The sequence below is a fragment of the Candidatus Venteria ishoeyi genome, assembly GCF_030378065.1.
Lineage (GTDB): Bacteria > Pseudomonadota > Gammaproteobacteria > Beggiatoales > Beggiatoaceae > Venteria > Venteria ishoeyi.
Genome location: NZ_JAUCGJ010000002.1, coordinates 92323 through 111104, shown reverse-complemented (window position 1 = coordinate 111104; position 18782 = coordinate 92323). Strand labels below are relative to the sequence as shown.

General features: G+C 45.0%; 15 protein-coding genes. 10 read left to right on the top strand and 5 right to left on the bottom strand.

What is annotated here, in order from left to right; genetic code table 11:
• The first annotated feature begins 25 nt into the window (after positions 1-25).
• Positions 26-1960 (top strand): DNA repair helicase YoaA, encoded by a 1935-nt coding sequence (locus QUF61_RS01195; RefSeq protein WP_103921484.1) that lies wholly within the window; start codon positions 26-28, stop codon positions 1958-1960.
• Between the two features lie 131 nt (positions 1961-2091).
• Here the strand turns inward: QUF61_RS01195 and acs are convergent, their stop codons facing one another.
• The 4 genes from acs to QUF61_RS01175 form a co-directional block, all read right to left on the bottom strand.
• Positions 2092-4026, bottom strand: coding sequence for an acetate--CoA ligase (acs, locus tag QUF61_RS01190; protein WP_103921485.1), 1935 nt, complete (start codon positions 4024-4026; stop codon positions 2092-2094).
• 123 nt (positions 4027-4149) lie between these two features.
• On the bottom strand, positions 4150-4950 hold the full coding sequence (locus QUF61_RS01185) for a hypothetical protein (protein ID WP_289680062.1): 801 nt from the start codon (positions 4948-4950) through the stop codon (positions 4150-4152).
• Between the two features lie 118 nt (positions 4951-5068).
• Entirely contained in the window at positions 5069-5701 is a 633-nt protein-coding gene (gene plsY / locus QUF61_RS01180) for a glycerol-3-phosphate 1-O-acyltransferase PlsY (RefSeq protein ID WP_289680061.1), read from the bottom strand.
• Positions 5702-5723: 22 nt separating this feature from the next.
• Positions 5724-8414 (bottom strand): penicillin-binding protein 1A, encoded by a 2691-nt coding sequence (locus QUF61_RS01175; RefSeq protein WP_289680060.1) that lies wholly within the window; start codon positions 8412-8414, stop codon positions 5724-5726.
• Positions 8415-8850: 436 nt separating this feature from the next.
• Between QUF61_RS01175 and lon the strand changes: the two genes are divergently transcribed.
• The 9 genes from lon to fdx all read left to right on the top strand — a co-directional run bounded on the left by lon (position 8851) and on the right by fdx (position 17800).
• Positions 8851-11325 (top strand): endopeptidase La, encoded by a 2475-nt coding sequence (gene lon, locus QUF61_RS01170; RefSeq protein WP_289680059.1) that lies wholly within the window; start codon positions 8851-8853, stop codon positions 11323-11325.
• 251 nt (positions 11326-11576) lie between these two features.
• Positions 11577-12086: a Fe-S cluster assembly transcriptional regulator IscR gene (iscR, locus tag QUF61_RS01165; RefSeq protein ID WP_103921490.1), complete on the top strand. Its 510-nt coding sequence runs from the start codon at positions 11577-11579 to the stop codon at positions 12084-12086.
• Positions 12087-12104: 18 nt separating this feature from the next.
• Positions 12105-13319 (top strand): IscS subfamily cysteine desulfurase, encoded by a 1215-nt coding sequence (locus QUF61_RS01160; protein WP_103921491.1) that lies wholly within the window; start codon positions 12105-12107, stop codon positions 13317-13319.
• Positions 13320-13431: 112 nt separating this feature from the next.
• Positions 13432-13812 carry a Fe-S cluster assembly scaffold IscU gene (iscU, locus tag QUF61_RS01155; protein WP_103921492.1) on the top strand — a complete coding sequence of 127 codons (381 nt, stop codon included), beginning with the start codon at positions 13432-13434 and terminating at the stop codon, positions 13810-13812.
• A gap of 15 nt (positions 13813-13827) precedes the next feature.
• Complete coding sequence (gene iscA / locus QUF61_RS01150) at positions 13828-14151, top strand: iron-sulfur cluster assembly protein IscA (RefSeq protein ID WP_103921493.1); 324 nt, start codon at positions 13828-13830, stop codon at positions 14149-14151.
• A gap of 94 nt (positions 14152-14245) precedes the next feature.
• Positions 14246-14764: a hemerythrin domain-containing protein gene (locus QUF61_RS01145; RefSeq protein ID WP_103921494.1), complete on the top strand. Its 519-nt coding sequence runs from the start codon at positions 14246-14248 to the stop codon at positions 14762-14764.
• Between the two features lie 85 nt (positions 14765-14849).
• Positions 14850-15386 carry a Fe-S protein assembly co-chaperone HscB gene (gene hscB / locus QUF61_RS01140; RefSeq protein WP_103921495.1) on the top strand — a complete coding sequence of 179 codons (537 nt, stop codon included), beginning with the start codon at positions 14850-14852 and terminating at the stop codon, positions 15384-15386.
• A 183-nt stretch (positions 15387-15569) separates the two neighbouring features.
• Positions 15570-17465 (top strand): Fe-S protein assembly chaperone HscA, encoded by a 1896-nt coding sequence (gene hscA, locus QUF61_RS01135; protein ID WP_289680055.1) that lies wholly within the window; start codon positions 15570-15572, stop codon positions 17463-17465.
• Positions 17462-17800: an ISC system 2Fe-2S type ferredoxin gene (gene fdx, locus QUF61_RS01130; RefSeq protein ID WP_103921497.1), complete on the top strand. Its 339-nt coding sequence runs from the start codon at positions 17462-17464 to the stop codon at positions 17798-17800. The genes hscA and fdx overlap by 4 nt, the downstream gene beginning before the upstream one ends.
• Positions 17801-17894: 94 nt before the next feature.
• Here the strand turns inward: fdx and QUF61_RS01125 are convergent, their stop codons facing one another.
• Entirely contained in the window at positions 17895-18776 is an 882-nt protein-coding gene (locus tag QUF61_RS01125; protein ID WP_289680053.1) for a DUF4197 domain-containing protein, read from the bottom strand.
• Positions 18777-18782: the final 6 nt, after the last annotated feature.

Below are 18782 nucleotides of genomic sequence, written 5' to 3'. Positions count from 1 at the left end.
CACTTTCTACTTTTTCTCTCCAATCATGCACGCAAAAATTAATCAAATTTTTTCCAAAGATGGCAAGTTATCGCAAAATATCAAAGGTTTCGCGCCGCGTGAAGCGCAGCGGGAAATGGCTTTGCAGATCGCCACTATTGTGGAAAAAAATGAGGATCTGGTTTGTGAAGCCGGAACCGGCACGGGAAAAACCTTTGCCTATCTGGTACCCATCTTACTTTCCCATAAAAAAGTGATTCTTTCCACCGGTACCAAGCCGTTACAAGAACAGCTTTTTTTTCGGGATCTGCCCACTGTGCGTAAAGCCCTGGGGGTTCCCGTACAAACGGCTTTGCTCAAAGGTCGGGCGAATTATCTTTGCCGTTTTCGGCTGGATAATACCCGGCAAAGCGGGTTTTTATTTAATGATTTGGCAAGTGTGGATCATCTGGAGCGAGTGCATGAATGGGCTGGACGCACCTACAGCGGTGATATTGCAGAGCTGAGCGAAATTCCAGAGCGCGCCAGCATCTGGTCGCAGGTGACATCCACCACAGATAATTGCCTGGGTCAGCATTGCCCGGATTATGAAGAATGTTTTGTGGTCAAAGCTCGCCGTGAAGCCAATGATGCCGATATACTGGTGATTAATCATCATTTATTATTTGCCGATATGTCGCTGCAAACCGGCGGCCTTGGCGAGTTATTACCCGGCGCGGAAGTGGTGGTATTGGATGAAGCACATCAATTGGCGGAAATTGCTTCTAACTTTTTTGGCTTGCGTTTAGGCAGTCGGCAATTGCTGGATCTGGCAAAAGACAGTGCACAGGCGGAAGTGCTGGAAGCCGAAGGTAATGCCGACATCACCACCCTGGCAACGGAAATGGAAGCAGGAATACGTGATGTGCGGCGGGCATTTGGCAATGTACCAGAGCGCGGCAGTTGGCAACTGCTGGAGAAAAACAAGGATTTTCAGGAAAAACTGGAAAACTTGAAATCGCAACTGGACGGTTTGGAAGCAGCACTGGAAAAAATTGCTGAGCGCGGTAAAACGCTGGAAAACTGCCACCGTCGCGCCGAGGAGTTAAAAACTCAGTTACAGTTTATTCTGCAATTTGCCAGTGGTGATGAGCGGGTGCGCTGGTATGAATATTATAATCAGGGTTTTGCCCTGAATCTGACGCCCTTATCCGTGGCTAATCAATTTCAGGAATATCGTGAAACCCAAAAGCGAAGCTGGATATTCACCTCTGCCACCTTGTCGGTTGCAGAAGATTTTCAACATTTTTGTGCACAATTGGGCCTGGAAAATCCCCACAGCCAGCGTTGGGAAAGCCCGTTTGATTTTCGCCACACTGCTTTAATGTATGTGCCACAGGATTTACCCCAGCCCAGTCAGGCCGATTACACCGAAAAAGTCATACAAGCAGCTTTGCCGGTATTAAAGCTCAGCGAAGGCCGTAGTTTTTTATTGTTTACCAGTTATCGTGCCCTGCAAATTGCTGAAGATATTTTATCCGACATGTCCAAACAGGATTTCCCCTGGCCTTTACTGGTGCAGGGACAACAACCCCGCGCAGAATTATTATCCCAGTTTCGGACACTGGGTAATGCGGTTTTATTGGGTACGGGCAGCTTCTGGGAAGGCGTGGATGTGCGTGGTGATGCCTTATCCTGCGTGATTATCGACAAACTGCCTTTCGCTTCTCCCGGTGATCCGGTATTGGAAGCCAGGATTCAATATCTGCGAGAACAGGGGGCTAATCCCTTTTTTGATTATCAATTGCCACAGGCAGTAATTGCCTTAAAGCAAGGGGCAGGGCGTTTGATTCGTGATGTCAGTGATCGGGGGCTGTTGATGATTTGTGATCCGCGTCTGGTGGAAAAATCCTACGGGCGTACTTTTCTTGACAGCCTGCCCGGTATGCCAAAAACCCGCTATCTGGATGTGGTTAAACGATTTTTTGCGCAATTTAAGTAATCTATTCCCAATCTGGAGAGATTGAGAACAGGATGTAAGAGACCTTGTAATGCAAGGTCTCTACGCAACATCAGAAACTGTTGCTAAACCTATTGCGCCCGACTCATGACGATTTAGCAACAGCTTCTCAATTATTGATTTGCGCGATTGGCAATCAAATCATCCACTACGGAAGGATCCGCTAAAGTTGAAGTATCCCCCAGACCTTCGGTTTCATTGGCAGCAATTTTACGCAAAATACGCCGCATGATTTTACCGGAACGGGTTTTAGGCAAGCCGGGCGCCCATTGAATCACATCCGGGCTGGCAATCGGGCCGATTTCCTTACGCACCAATTGCACCAGTATTTTACGCAATTCGTCCGTAGCTTCCACGCCAGTATTTAAGGTGACATAAGCATAAATGCCCTGACCTTTAATATCATGTGGATAACCCACTACAGCGGCTTCAGCAACATGCTCATGTAATACCAGCGCGCTTTCAACTTCTGCCGTACCCATGCGATGACCCGAGACATTAATCACATCATCCACGCGCCCGGTAATCCAGTAATAACCTTCTTCATCACGACGCGCACCATCACCACTGAAGTAATAACCGGGATAGGTGGTGAAATAAGTATCAACAAAGCGCTGGTGATCACCGTACAGGGTGCGCATCTGTCCCGGCCAGGAGGCTGTAATAACCAAATTGCCGCTGGCGGGATTACCTTCCACGATCTTACCCTCAGCATCCATCAACGCAGGTTTCACGCCAAAGAATGGGCGGGTGGCGGAACCCGGTTTTAAGTCTGTCGCACCAGGTAATGGGGTGATCAGAATGCCGCCGGTTTCCGTTTGCCACCAGGTATCGACAATCGGACAGCGTTCTTCACCCACTACGCGATAATACCATTCCCAGGCTTCCGGGTTAATCGGCTCGCCAACGCTCCCCAACAAACGCAGGCTGCTGCGATCATATTTCTTAACAAAATCTTCACCCTGACCCATTAAGGCGCGAATTGCTGTCGGGGCAGTATAGAACAGGTTGACCTTGTGTTTTTCAACAACCTGCCAGAAACGTCCGGCATCCGGGTAAGTGGGTACACCTTCAAACATCAGCGTGGTTGCGCCGTTAATCAGGGGGCCATACAGAATATAACTATGCCCGGTAACCCAACCCACATCTGCGGTACACCAGTAAATATCCCCATCGTGATAATCAAAGATATATTTATGCGTAATCGCGGCATATAAACCATAACCAGCAGTACTATGCAGCACGCCTTTAGGTTTGCCGGTAGAACCTGAGGTATAAAGGATAAATAAGGGGTCTTCTGCGCCCATGTCTTCTGGTGGGCAGTCGGTAGAAGCTGCGGCAACGGCTTCACCATATTTAACATCACGTCCTTCCTCCCAGTTGACATCACCTTTAGTGTGTTCGACCACAAAAACGGTATGCACATTGGGACAGTGGCTGATGGCTTTGTCTGCATTTTGTTTTAACGGCACCGGGCGACTGCCACGCAGACCTTCGTCAGCGGTAATAATCACCTGGCAATCAGAATCCAGAATCCGGTCTTTCAGCGCTTCCGGTGAGAAACCGCCAAATACCACGGAATGCACCGCGCCAATGCGCGCACAGGCCAGCATGGCAACGGAGGCTTCGGGGATCATCGGCATATAGATACACACCCGATCACCTTTTTTCACGCCACGCGCTTTCATGGCATTACCAAAACGGCAGACCATTTCGTGTAATTCACGGTAGGTGATATTTTTATCCACGCTGGGATCATCACCTTCCCAGATAATTGCCGTTTGCTCGCCACGAGTTTCCAGATGACGATCCAGGCAGTTATAACTCAGGTTCAGTGTACCACCATCAAACCAGCGAATATTCGCGCTGTTATAATCCCAGTCCTGTACCTTATCCCATTTTTTATTCCAGCTTAAAAAAGCTTCTGCCTGCTCTGCCCAGAAACCATCGGAATCTTCGATGGAATGCTGATACATTGTTTCATACTGCTCAGCATTAATCAGGGCGTGCGCCGCAGTTTCCGCCGCGACTGGATAGACTTTTGACATTGTTTTCAGACTCCTTTTTTGGTCTTAGGTTCCAACCTGCTATTGAACGCGTTTGCGTTCTTTAATATTACCACTTGAGTGGTATGTTCAAATTAATTTTATATCGTTTTAGGGATAAAAATTTTATTGACAACCAAATGCCTTTTTCGCATCACCCGTCTCAATTTTAACTTGTCCCGCTTCAAACCAAGCGTGACGACCGTCTGCGGCGATGGCGCTGCTACGGGTTGACGGGTAAAAACAACGCGGATATTTTGCTGTGGTTTTCAGTGGAGGATGATCTTTATCGACCTGCCAGACCGTTGTTTGATCGCTGCCTGCAATCAATAAATAGCCCATAGGATGCCAGGTAAAAAACATTTGCTGTTCCAGTTCCAATTCATAACTGCTGACAGTTTGCAGATTTCCTGCTTGTAAAAAATCAATAGTCAGAGAATTACAGGTCTGACTATACAGATTGACCAGCCATAAACCATCCGGGGAGGGTAAAATCAGGGGGGTTTGCGCATAGCTGTCTTTTTGCCCCTGGCAAAGCTGCATGGCAGGGGTTTTGGTTTCTATAATAGAAATGGCATTACCATTGGGGGTAATCCGGTCAATGCGCAGGCCACCATTTTGTAACTTAAATCCGGCGATCAGATAGCCCTGTTCTTTAATATAGTGCAGTTGCATCACTGTCTGTGGAAACACTTCTGTAATCTGTTGCCGATCAGAACCATCGGGGCGCTGCGTTACAATCTGGTATTGTTCTGAATTCGGGTTTTCCGGGTTATTCACCGGAATAACCACTGCTAAAGCCGTATCATCAGTGGACCAGACCACAGGCGTTTTTGTGCTATTGGGATCATCAGGTTTCAGCAATTGCGAGCCGCAAGCGGTCATGAATAAGGAACTGATAAGTAGAAATAATGTTTTAATTTTCATGTGCTGTCATCCATAAAAAAATTACCATGTAACCTGAAACCGACATACTGATAACTGTTTTTTTGTGTTTCAAACTGTCAAAACCTGCGAAAAAAAAGCGTTTGCATAACACTGATTTTTAAGCTGATTTTTTATGACCAATTTTATCTTCAAGACCATTGATCAGTTTATGAATATTAGAACGATGTCGCCAGAATAATAGGATACTGATTAAAGCAGTGATACTGGTATAAGGCAAGGACTCCGTCACAATGTACATATATAAGGGTACCATCGCAGCAGTGGTTAATGCCGCCAGAGAAGAATAACGAAATAACACAGCCATGACTACCCAGGTGATAAACATTAACCCCCCCGCTGCTGGCGAAAGCGTGGCTAAGGCACCAAAACCTGTGGCAACACCTTTTCCACCCTTGAATTCAAAAAATACCGGAAATAAATGTCCCAGAAAAACAGCCAGCGCAGTGAGTGCGATAACCAGTTGCGCATATCCCCCGTCATCTGCCATATAAGCATAAATGCCGTATGCCAGCAATACTGCTAACACACCTTTTAAGACATCTAAAAATAAAGTCAGAGCCGCTGCCTTTTTACCGCCACTGCGCAGCACATTAGTTGCGCCGGGATTACCGGAACCCTGGGTGCGGGGATCAGGCAGGTCAAATAAGCGGCAGACAATAATGGCCGCAGAAAAAGAACCCATTAAATAGGCGGCAGAAATAAGCAATAAAGGCAGTATTATTTGAGTCATGGTATTTTGTTATTACTTGAGTTTAAAATAACTGATCTGCGTCAGGAGAACCGGCATCATCCGGGCCTTGTCCAGACATATACAAATCTTCCATTTTTTGCGCGTAGCGCGTAGGGGCTGTTCGCCTCTCAAAGTATTCACTGATGGCATTACTTTGTTCAGGTCTTGCTAATAAACCGGTCTCGGGATCAATGCGTAAAGTCACGATGCCCGCAGGTCTTGGCAGATTATGTTGTGGCTTACCGGCTAAAGCAACGCGCATATAGTGTATCCACATGGGCAGAGCGGCACTGGAGCCGGTTTCCCTTTTTCTCCCGACACGACCCAATGAGCGCGGCTGATCAAAGCCAACCCAGGCGGTCGTGACAATATCGGCATTAAAACCGGAAAACCAGGCATCATGTTGATCATTAGTGGTACCGGTTTTGCCTGCTAAATCATTACGTTTTAAGCGCTTGGCACGAACTGCGGTACCTTCAGTAATAACACTTTTCAGCATGGAGGTCATCAGCCAGGCATTTTGTGGGGTAATGATTCTGGGGGCATATTGTGGCTGATTTGCCTCGCTGTCGGGTTTGCTATTATTTTGAGGATCAGGTTCAAACACCGGGCTTTTGGCAATTTCGATTTCTTCCACTGTTTTTTCCTTGAGCAAAGCGGCTAAACCCATTGGCAGCGCTGCTTTTTCATCCACTTCCAGTGGCAAATCGCAACTGCGGCAAACCACTTGGGGATTGGCTTGATAGAGAATCTTGCCTTGTGGGTTTTCAATGCGTTCAATAAACCAGGGTTTAATGCGATAACCGCCATTGGCAAATACGGCAAAACCGCGAATAATTTCCAGTGGGGTTAATTCCGGCGTACCCAGTGCCAAAGTCAAATTAGGCGGTAGGCGATGGCGCTCAAAGCCAAAACGGGTGGCATAATCCAATGCTTTTTGTACACCCATTTCGTGCATCATGCGGATCGAAATTAAATTCAGGGATTTTGCCAGGGCTTTACGCATTCGGGTGGGGCCGGTAAAATGATGACTATAATTATTAGGCTTCCAGACCTTGCCTTTATAATCTGTAAATACAACGGGTGCATCATTAATAGTGCTGGCTGGCGTATAACCATGATCCAGAGCGGCTGAATAAACAAAGGGTTTAAAATTAGAACCAGGTTGGCGTCTTGCCTGGATAATGCGATTAAATTTACTGTGATAAAAATTAAAACCACCCGATAAGGCTAAAATTGCCCCATTTTCCGGGTTCAGCGAAACCAGTGCACCTTCAACCTGAGGGATTTGTGCCAGATGCCAATATTTTATTAAAGGTACGGATAAATCTTCTGTTGATGCCTCAGTGTCTTCCTGCGTTGTTTCTGCTGGTTTTTTCGCTACCTTTTTTTCTACTTTTTGCGGTGCGGGCTTTAAGAAAACGATATCACCGACTGTTAATACATCCGCTGCGGTTTTAGGCGTAGGTCCGCGGCTGGAGTCATTAATATAAGGTGCAGCCCATTTCAGACCTGACCAGGGAATTGTGACTTGTTCATGTTTCCAGGTATAAGCCTGGGCAGATTGATTTTCCACGGCAAGAACCAAGGCTGGAGTCAAACCTGCTTTAGGTGCATATTTTTCTAAAATTTTCTGCCAGTGTTGTTCTTGTGGGCTGACAGCTTCTGTTGTTAGTGCTTGCTGTTCATTGTCGGTTGCAGGGGGCAATAGGTCTTCAATGGCAATCTGAGCAATTGCTCCCCGGTAGCCATGACGATGATCATAATCAAATAAATTTTTGCGCACTGCTTGCTGTGCGGCTTTTTGCAAGGGAGTATCGATACTGGTATACACCCGATAACCTCCCGTATAGGCATCTTCCGGGTAGTTTTTCAGCATATAGGTACGCACCATTTCCGCCACATAAGGCGCGTCAAAATCTTTGCTGAAACGATAACGTTTTGCCGTAATCGGCGCAGCAATGGCGGCTTCATAGCCTTGCGTATCGATAAAACCTAATTGCTGCATACGCTTGAGAATATAATTACGCCGTTCTAATGCACGTTTGGGGTTACGCAGGGGGTTATTGGCAGAGGGTGCTTTGGGTAAACCTGCCAGCATGGCATATTGTGCCAGCGTCAACTCATTAAGCTCTTTATCGTAATAAATACTGGCTGCGCTGCCAAAGCCATAAGCACGGTGGCCTAAAAAAATGGTGTTCAGATAAAGTTCCAGAATTTTATTTTTACTGAGTATTTTTTCAATTTCCCAGGCAACCAGCATTTCTTTGAATTTACGTTCCAGCTTTTTTTCCCTGCCAATACTTTTGGGAAACAGATTACGGGTAAGCTGCATGGTAATGGTACTGGCACCTTGTCGCGCCTTAAAGCCAGATTTAATGAAACTGACACCAGCACGCACCACGCCATGAAAATCAACGCCATGATGCTGATAAAAACGGGCATCTTCAATGCTTAAAATCGCCTGTATCATTAATTCGGGGATTTCTTCAAATTTTAATAACTTACGCCGTTCATCGCCAAATTCCGCCAGTGCTGCGCCATCTTTGGAATAAACCCGCAACGGTTCCTGCATATGGATATTGTGCAGACCATCTGTGGGTGGCAGTTGTGGATAAATAACAGTTTTCAGATAGGCATAAGCAATAATAGCAATGATGCTCAGTAATAATAAAAAATAAAGCGAGATACGTAATGTTCTGGCAAAAATCATGCGGAAGTTCATAACAAAAAAATTTGGAACCTTGTGGTTTTTAAAGTAACTGATGTGACACAACGGCTTGTTTTTTTATTATAACCGTTCAACACGCTATAATCTGGTCTTTTTCCCATAAAAAAACCTGTCCTGAAAAAACAGGACAGGTTTTTTAGTAATCAAGTTAAATTTTAACAATTGGCGATAGCTGTATCATACTTCAGCACCGTCATCATATTTAATTCTTAGCAGTTTGATACAGGATAAATTAAAATAATTTTGCGATAGAAAACAGAATCCATAACAATGTCCTGTGACGTTAAGGAGTGAGGATGAAATAAGTTTATAAATAACCACTGCTTCCGACAATTCTGCTATTTATCAAATCATTGAAAAATGCCAGGTCGCCTCCACAACAGGCAAACTACTTATTTATTTTTATCAGGGATCTCCCATGACAGATGCTTCCGATACCGACACTGAATCAGTCAACAACGAACAGACTACAGAAAATCAAGATACTGAGCATACCGGTGAAGAGGATACCGGGAAGACTGAGGAAAAGGCTAAGGAAACAGGGGAGGATGGTGATAATGCATCCCTGATACATTATAAGGATGTACTGCCTTCTCATTTACATATCCTGCCATTGCTCAATCGTCCATTTTTCCCAGGTCAGGTCGTGCCACTGCTGATTGAAGCAGAAGGCTGGAAAAAAACCATTAAGGCAATTGTCGAAACCGAGCATCAGGTTTTCGGTTTGATATTGATGCACAATGAAGATATCAAGGATTTGCGCCAGGAAAATTTTCATCAAATGGGCACAGCTTGTCGTTTGCACCGGGTCATTAAAGAAGATGATAAGCTGCAAATTCTGGTTGAAGGCTTACAGCGTTTTCGGATTGAGTCCTGGGTTACGCAAAAGCAACCCTTGGTAATTCAACCACATTATTACCCTGAAGAAAAACACGATAAGGTTGATGAACTCAAAGCATATATTCTGGCGGTGATTAATACCATTAAGGAATTATTGCCACTCAATCCTCTCTATGGTGAAGAGTTAAAAATCTTTTTAGACCGTTTTGGCGCTGATGACCCCAGCCACCTGGGTGATTTTGCCGCCAGCTTGACCACTTCCAGTAAACAGGAATTACAAAACATACTGGAAACCCTGCCGATCTTAAAACGTCTGGAAAAAGTGTTGCAATTGCTTAATCAGGAATTGCAGACTGCCCGCGCCCAGGAGCAGATTCGCCAACAGGTTGAGTCCAAAATGGATAAGCAGGAGCGCGAGTTTCTGTTACGCGAACAACTCAAGGTTATTCAAAAAGAGTTGGGTCTGGAAAAAGATGATCGTACCTCGGAGTTGGAAAAGTTTCAGGAACGCCTGAAAAAGTTAAAACTACCAGATGCCACGGCAAAAGTGATTGAAGAGGAAACCCGAAAACTATCCATGCTGGAAACCGGATCGCCGGAATATACCGTGAGCCGCAATTACCTGGATTGGCTAACCTTGATGCCCTGGGGCGTTTATTCCAAGGATAAGTTGCATATTCAAAAAGCCCGGAAAATCCTGGATCGGGATCATGAAGCCTTAAAAGATGTTAAAGATCGTATTATTGAATTTATCGGTGTGGGTAAGTTACGCGGCAGTATTGGCGGTACAATTTTATTATTGGTCGGGCCGCCAGGGGTGGGTAAAACGTCAATCGGGCGCTCAATTGCCGATGCCATTGGTCGCCAGTTTTTCCGTTTTTCCGTGGGCGGCATACGCGATGAAGCAGAAATCAAAGGCCATCGCCGCACCTATATCGGTGCCATGCCAGGTAAATTTATTCAGGCCATGAAAGAAGTGGGCACGGCAAACCCTGTTATTATGCTGGATGAAATCGATAAAATCGGTGCATCTTATCATGGCGATCCTGCATCCGCTTTATTAGAAGTTTTAGATCCAGAGCAAAATACCGACTTTCTGGATCATTATCTGGATGTGCGTTTTGACTTGTCCAAGGTATTATTTATCTGTACAGCCAATCAACTGGATACGATTCCTCCGCCGTTACTGGATCGTATGGAAACCATTCATTTGTCGGGTTATCTCACCAGTGAAAAGCTAAAAATTGCAAAAAAACACTTATTACGCCGTCAACTGGAAAAAACCGGCCTGAAAAAAACGGATGTGCGTTTTACCGATGCCACAATTTGCCAGATTATTGAGCAATATGCCCGCGAGGCAGGTGTGCGCACCTTGGAAAAACGTCTGGGCGCAGCCTGTCGGAAAGCCGCTATTAAAATCCTGGAAGGTGAAAAACCTCCTATCAAAATCAGTACCAAAAATCTGGAAGATTATTTGGGGCGACCGGTATTTGAAAAAGAGCCGCCTTTGCATGGCATTGGCATCGTCACCGGGCTTGCCTGGACTGCCTTGGGCGGTGCTATCATGAGCATTGAGGCGCGGCGCATCCATGGATATAGCCGTGGCTTTAAGCTGACAGGTCAGCTAGGTGATGTTATGCGCGAGTCAGCAGAAATTGCTTATAGTTTTGTCTTATCAGAAAGCGCACGTTTTGGCATTTCAGCAGATTATTTTGAAAAAGCTTTGATTCATTTGCATGTTCCGGCAGGCGCAACCCCTAAAGATGGCCCCAGCGCAGGTATTACCATGACTTCAGCCTTAATTTCATTAGGTTTGAATAAAACCATAAAACATGGTTTTGCAATGACAGGAGAACTCAGCCTGACAGGGGAAGTCCTGCCTATTGGCGGCATACAGGAAAAAGTCATTGCCGCACGGCGAGTGAATATTTTTAAATTAATTGTTCCTCATGCCAATAAAGGTGATTTTGAAGAATTACCGGAACATATTCGGGAAGGCGTACACGCACACTTTGTAAAAAATTATAAAGAAGTGTTCAAACTATTGTTTTAGCCTCATTTTTAATAAAATCTTGAAAATTCCTTGAATTTTCAGAGAAAGGCCTTTATTTATCAAGATAAATTTTGCGGTTATTTATAACCGCAAAAGCATAAAAACATCGACAACAAAATACCCAGTGCAAAACTAGAAAATAAGTGTCGGATTATACTTGACTGTTTTTCTTGGTTATTGTTATAATTAACCCCACTTATAAAGTGGCTTGCGTTTAGATATATCTTATAAAAAGACAGGGGAACAATTGAATGAGACTTACAACAAAAGGGCGTTATGCCGTCACTGCAATGCTGGATTTAGCTTTGCACAATCAAGAAGGCCCGATCACCTTGTCTGATATTTCTCAGCGTCAGGGTATTTCGCTGTCTTATCTGGAACAATTGTTTTCCCGTCTGCGTAAACAGGGCTTGGTGAACAGTGCGCGGGGGCCTGGCGGGGGCTATCAATTATCCCGTGATGCATTTCAAATTGCTGTGGCTGATGTGGTCACTGCGGTGGATGAAACCGTTGATGCAACGCGCTGCAAAGGCAAACAAAATTGTCATAATTCCAAAGCTTGCCTGACCCATGAGTTGTGGAGCAATTTAAGTGATCAGATTCATGATTTTTTAAGTGGCATTAATCTGGGGCAACTGGTTGCAGATTATGAACAAAGCAAGGGTCTGGATTTTGACAAGGATGCGCCAAGTACCTGTAAAAATATCCGGGTACGCAAAACCAATAAAAAAACTAAAACACAATCTCAGGCAGCTGTGTAATCAAACATGGAGTACCGCATGAAGCGACCGATTTATCTGGATTATTCCGCAACCACCCCGGTTGACCCCCGGGTTGCAGAAAAAATGATGCAATACTTGACGCCTGATGGGATGTTTGGTAATCCCGCCTCACGCTCTCATCAATTTGGCTGGGATGCTGAAAAAGGTATCGAAACAGCGCGTCAGCAAGTGGCGGATTTGATTAATGCAGATCCCAAGGAAATCGTCTGGACTTCCGGTGCAACAGAATCTGATAATCTGGCGATTAAGGGTGTTGCGCACTTTTATCAGAAAAAAGGCAAGCATATCATCACCAGCAAAACCGAACATAAAGCGGTGCTGGATACCTGTCGTCAGTTAGAACGCGAAGGTTTTGAAATTACCTGGCTGGATCCTGACAGTGATGGTTTAATCAGTCCGCAACAGCTAGAATCTGCGTTGCGTGATGACACCATCTTAGTCAGCCTGATGCATGTCAATAATGAAATTGGCGTGATTATGGATATCGCGGCATTAGGTGAAATTACCCGTGCGCGCAAAGTATTGTTCCATGTTGATGCTGCACAAAGTGCCGGTAAAGTGCCAATAGACATGCAAACCATGAAAGTGGATTTAATGTCCTTTTCCGCGCACAAGGTATACGGCCCCAAAGGTATCGGTGCATTATATGTGCGGCGTAAACCACGGGTGCGCCTGGAAGCACAGATGCATGGTGGTGGACATGAGCGTGGTATGCGCTCTGGCACCTTGGCCACACATCAGATTGTGGGTATGGGTGAGGCTTTCCGACTGGCAAAAGTAGAAATGGCCAGTGATAACGAACGCATTCGCATGTTACGCGATCAATTGCTCAATGGCCTCCAGGATATGGAAGAAGTTTATATTAACGGCTCCGTTGAACAGCGCATTGCTGGCAATCTTAATATCAGCTTCAACTTTGTTGAAGGTGAATCTTTGATTATGGCGCTGAGCGAGTTAGCGGTTTCTTCTGGATCAGCCTGTACCTCAGCCAGTCTTGAACCTTCTTATGTATTACGCGCATTAGGCCGTAATGATGAGCTGGCACATAGCTCTATTCGTTTCACGCTGGGGCGTTTTACCACAAAAGAAGAAATTGATTACGCGATTCCATTGATTCGGGAAAAAATTGAAAAATTGCGTGAACTCTCACCATTGTGGGATATGTATAAAGAAGGTATTGATATCAGTACGATACAATGGGATGCACATTGAGCTGATGTTACGCAAAAGCTTCTTTTTCGCAGGTTTTGAAGGTTGGAAGCTGGCGTTTAATTCTATATAATAATCTACTGATTTACTAAATCATTAAGCAGGAGAAAATATCATGGCCTACAGTGAAAAAGTCATGGATCATTACGAAAACCCTCGTAATGTTGGTGTCATGGATAAAGATAACAGTGATGTCGGCACCGGTATGGTTGGCGCACCCGCCTGCGGTGATGTCATGCGCCTGCAAATTAAGGTGAATAACGAAGGTGTTATTGAAGACGCCAAGTTTAAAACCTATGGCTGCGGCTCTGCCATTGCTTCTAGCTCTTTATTAACCGAATGGGTACAGGGTAAAACGCTAGATGAAGCCGCAGAAATTAAAAATACGGATTTAGCGGAAGAACTGGCCTTGCCACCTGTTAAAATTCATTGCAGCGTTCTGGCAGAAAGTGCGATTAAAGCCGCGATTAAAGATTATCAAGATAAACAAGACTAGCTCAGGAGTCTATCAATGGCGATTACCTTAACCGAAGCAGCCGCTAAACATATTAAAAAATCCCTGGCAGGGCGAGGCAAGGGTGTTGGGCTGCGTCTTGGTGTTAAAACCAGTGGCTGTTCCGGCATGGCTTATGTATTGGAATTTGCCGATGTGGTTGAAAAAGAAGACCAGGTTTTTGAATCTCATGGCGTACAGGTTTTAGTTGACCCCAAAAGCATGTTGTATATTGATGGCACGGAACTGGATTTTACCCGCGAAGGCTTAAATGAAGGTTTTCGTTTTAATAATCCGAATATAGAGGATGAATGCGGTTGCGGTGAAAGCTTCACAGTATAGGTAATGGGTAGACACTGATTGGCTTGAGATATGATCACCGCTGCCTTTCTTAATTATAGTTGTTTAAAAACGGGGCTTATTAAAGGAGGACATAATGTTCAACTGGCTCAAGAAAAAACCAACGGTGTCAAAACCAGAAGAAGTTTCCACTGAAGCAAAAAATACATCCAGCCAATCTTCCCGTGGTCTGGTGAAATTTCATGAAAATCTGATTGATGATCTCATTGTTGAACACAAAGAATTATTAAATATCTATACCGCAATGCTTGAGGGTTTGGATACTAAAGCATATGGCAGCGTTGCTCAGAATCTCAGTGATTTTTCAACACTGTTACATGCACATTTGCTAAAAGAGCATGTGGAACTTTATGTCTATCTTGAATACAGTTTGCAAAATGATGAACAAACTTTTCAACATATGCATGAAATTCGTACCGAAATGGATCATATTTCCAGTACAGTCATGGGCTTTTTACATACTTACCAACGCGATCCCGTTTCAGCTAAAAATGCTGAAGCCTTTAAAAAGAGTTTATCTGAAATTGGTGAGGTGTTGGTTTCTCGCATTAAACGGGAAGAAAGCAGCTTGTATCCACTCTATAAGATGGCATAATTTTAAATTATCAGTTAATTTTCATAAATAGTAAAAGCACATCCGCTAACAATCACACCCAAGCAACCCATAAAATTGATGGATTATGTCTGATAATACATTGCTTACTGAAAACTATTTTCAGCTTTTCAAATTGCCTATGCAATTTGAACTGGATATCACAAAATTAAGAACAGCCTATCGTGAACTGCAACGCCAGTTTCACCCGGATCGTTTTGCTCATGCCAGTGATCAGGAACGCCGCATTGCAATGCAGAAAACAACGCAAATCAATGAAGCCTTTCAAACACTCAAGCAGCCCTTAAAACGTGCGCAATATATGCTGAATTTAAAAGGTATGCAGCCCGATCCTCAAGTTACGCCACCGTTAGAACCAGAATTTTTAATGACTCAAATGGAACTACGTGAAGCACTAGAGGGTATTTCCCAACAAGCCGATCCAAGCATGGTTTTAATGGGATTCAACGATACGGTTAGCCAGCATATTCAGCAGTTTTTACAACAGTTTTCGACTTTATTTCAACAAGAAAAATTGGCACAAGCACAAACCTGTGTTAACCAACTGCATTTTTTTTACAAATTGCAGGAAGAAGCCGAGAAATTAGAGGAAACGCTCCTTTAATATTTTTTGGCGCTTAGGTGCTAAAAAATATTAATTTCAATTCAATACGTGAGGTTTTAGCGGTTTTCAGTGCAAAACAGCAAAATCTAGCACCTATTATCAATAACTTAGTATGAAGTGAAAGCGGTTTTCAGTGCCTTAAGCACGGAAAGAAGCTTACACTGAACTCCGGTTAAAAAAACTATGGCATTATTACAAATTAGCGAACCCGGACAGAGTACCGCGCCCCATGAACATCGTTTAGCCGCAGGCATTGATCTGGGAACCACTAATTCCCTGGTTGCCACTGTGCGTAGCGGTATTGCAGAGACCTTAGCCGATGAAAATGGCCTGCATTTGCTACCTTCCGTGGTGGCTTATCTTTGTGATGAAATGCCGCTGGTGGGTCATGAGGCACAAGATCGGGCTAATCATGATCCACATAATACCATTGCCTCCGCCAAACGCTTATTGGGACGTGGCCTGGACGATGTAAAAACACTGGGCAGCCAGTTGCCTTACGATTTTATTGAAGAATCCGGTATGCCTCGTATCCGCACGGTTGCTGGCGAACTCAGCCCGGTACAGATTTCTGCTGATATTTTACGCAGCTTGAAGCAACGCGCAGAAAGCTCCTTGGCGGGTGATTTAACCGGCGTGGTGATTACCGTACCGGCTTATTTTGATGATGCCCAGCGGCAGGCAACCAAAGATGCTGCGCAACTGGCGGGACTTAATATTCTGCGCCTGCTTAATGAACCCACTGCCGCCGCTGTTGCTTATGGACTGGATCAACAGGCAGAAGGTATTTTTGCCATTTATGATTTAGGCGGTGGCACTTTTGATATTTCCATTCTGCGTCTGCATCAGGGCGTGTTTGAGGTGATGTCTACCGGTGGAGATTCCGCGCTGGGCGGTGATGATATTGACCGCATGATTGCTGAATGGTTACTGCAACAGGCAGAAATTGGTGAAAATGCCAGCCCACATTTATTGCGCCAGATTTTAGGTGCTGCGCGTTTGGCTAAAGAACAACTCAGTCACCACGAACAGGCAGACATCCAACTCATACTGGAAGATGAACAAAAAACACCCTGGCAAATTCAGCTCAGCCGTGAAAAATTTGATGCCCTGGTCGATCCACTGATTTCCAAAACCCTGTTACCCTGCCGCCGTGCTTTGCGTGATGCGGGTTTAAACCCTGAAGATATTCAGGAAGTGGTAATGGTGGGAGGATCAACGCGCGTGCCACGGGTGCGGGAGCGAGTCGGTGAATTTTTTCAACACGAACCGCATGTTGATATCGATCCTGATAAAGTGGTGGCCATTGGCGCAGCGATACAAGCGGATATTCTGGCTGGCAATAAACCTGACAATGATATGCTGTTACTGGATGTGGTGCCACTTTCGCTGGGCATTGAGACCATGGGCGGATTAGTGGAGAAAATCATCCCACGTAATACCACGATTCCCGTTGCCAAGGCTCAGGATTTCACCACATTTAAAGATGGTCAAAGCGCAATGGCAGTACATGTACTGCAAGGCGAACGTGAATTAATCACCGATTGTCGTTCTCTGGCGCGTTTTGAACTACGTGATATTCCGCCTATGGTCGCAGGTGCGGCCAGAATTCGTGTGACGTATCAGGTTGATGCCGATGGTTTGCTCAGCGTTTCCGCGCAGGAACAAACCACAGGTGCACATAGTGAAATCAGCGTTAAACCCTCTTATGGTTTATCTGATAATGATATCGAAGGCATGTTACGCGATGCCATGACTTCTGCGCAACAAGATGCGCAGGCGCGTACCTTACGCGAGCAACAAGTTGAGGCCGACCGGGTCATCAACGCCTTGCGCGCAGCATTAAAGGCCGATGGTCATCATCTACTCAAACGCAGTGAATTTGAGAACATCCAGCAGCATCTTGATAGCTTATTACACGTAACCCGCGGCGATGATCCGCAAGTAATTAAACAAGCCATTGATAAGCTTGATCAGGTAACCCAGGAGTTTGCCGCACGCAGAATGGATAGCAGTATCCGTAAAGCCATGCAGGGGCATCACGTAGAAGATTTTCAAAATGAGGACGCAGCATCATGACACAACTGATTTTTTTACCTCATGAAGAACTGTGCCCGGAAGGCATGGCGATTGATGTTAAACCGGGTACCAGTATTTGCGATGCCGCGCTGGAAAATGGCATAGAATTGGAACATGCCTGTGAAAAAGCCTGTGCCTGCACCACCTGTCATGTCATTGTACATGAGGGTTTTGGTTCGCTGGAAGAAGCATCCGAGGATGAAGAAGACTTGTTGGATAAAGCCTGGGGTTTGGAAGCAGAATCCCGACTGGGATGTCAGGCGCTGGTTGCCGATGCCGAACTGGTGGTTGAAATTCCGCGTTATACCATTAACCATGCTAAAGAGAATCATTGATCCTGCATTCGCTGTAGGGCGCAAAAAGACCTTCCAGGTTTTAAAAACCTGGAAGGTCTAAAATCCATTAAAATAGCATGAAATAAAAGCAGTTTTACTGAGTGCCAAAGATTTTTTTCAGTAAATCAGTAGCCTGCGCTGCTGCACCGCCCTTGCGGATATTGGCTTCCTGTTCTGACAAGGTCTTGAATAAACCCTCTAAGGCTTTATCAGTAACATACGCATCCAAATCCACGGTGGCAGGTAATTCAATACCGACCGCTTTCCCTAAAGCGCCCAAGTCTCCCAGACCCGCCATTTTATTGACATCAAGATTGCCCATTTTGGCAGTCAATTGTTTATAGGCTGCTGTTGCGCCGGTACTTGCCGTAGCTTTAGTGATAATTGGCAAAATACGTTGTTTTAGTGCTTCACTGCTGTTTTTTTGAAAATATTCAGTCAAACTATTTTCTGGGCCGTTGATTAAGCCCATTGCATCAGTGACACTCATGGCTTTAATGGTTTCGTTGAAAACCTCGGCAGCTTCTGGAATAGCCTGCTCAGCCGCTTTATTCATCGTTGCAATCGCATCATCAACACGCTTTCCCTGGCCTGCACTGCGCAGTGCTTTTTCAATTGATTTCATGGAATCAGGGATACCAATCTTAAGTGCGGGGTTATTAGAAAAACCACCTTCCTGGCCCAGCATTTTGATGGCTTTTTCGGTGCCGATGGATAAAACATCTTTAACGCCACCGGAAAGTTGCATACTACTCAAACCTGCACCAAGTTGACTGGCTTTAGCACTTTTCTCAACAGCTTGCGCTGTTTCTGCACTCGTTGCTTTTGTTTCCGCCGTGTTTGCCTCTCCACCAATTGCCTGTTGTAACAGTGCTTTACCCATATCTTCCATTGAAACCGCATCGGCTTGTACACTGCTGCTCAGTAAAACACCGGCAATCAGTCCATAATATTGGGTTCTGGTATATTTTTTCATGAATTT